This window comes from Streptomyces racemochromogenes, from assembly GCF_044129415.1.
In the GTDB taxonomy this organism is placed as follows: domain Bacteria; phylum Actinomycetota; class Actinomycetes; order Streptomycetales; family Streptomycetaceae; genus Streptomyces; species Streptomyces racemochromogenes_A.
Genome location: NZ_JBBDHD010000356.1, coordinates 1 through 350, shown reverse-complemented (window position 1 = coordinate 350; position 350 = coordinate 1). Strand labels below are relative to the sequence as shown.

At 72.9% G+C, this 350-nt stretch carries 1 protein-coding gene; it reads right to left on the bottom strand.

The genetic code is table 11. The features are described from left to right. The coding region (locus WDV06_RS37260) for an acyltransferase domain-containing protein (RefSeq protein WP_395514213.1) at positions 1-350 on the bottom strand (350 nt) is incomplete at both ends.

The window sequence follows — 350 nt, the reverse complement described above, 5'->3', positions numbered from 1 at the left end:
CGCTGGTGCTCGCGCTGGAAGGCGTACGTCGGCAGGTCGACGCGACGCGCGCCGGTCCCTTCGAAGAGGGAGGCCCAGTCGATGTCCGTGCCCCGGACGAACAGCTCCGCGGCGGAGGTCAGGAAGCGCTGGAGGCCGCCCTCGTCGCGGCGCAGGGAGCCGGTGGTGAGGACGGGGGCTCCGAGGGCCTCGGCGGTCTCCTGGACGCCCATGACCAGCACGGGGTGGGCGCTGGACTCCACGAACGTGGCGAAGCCCTTGGCGAGCAGCGCCCGGACGGTGTCCTCGAAACGGACGGGCTGCCGCAGGTTGCGGTACCAGTACGCGGCATCCAGCGCGGCCGTGTCGAC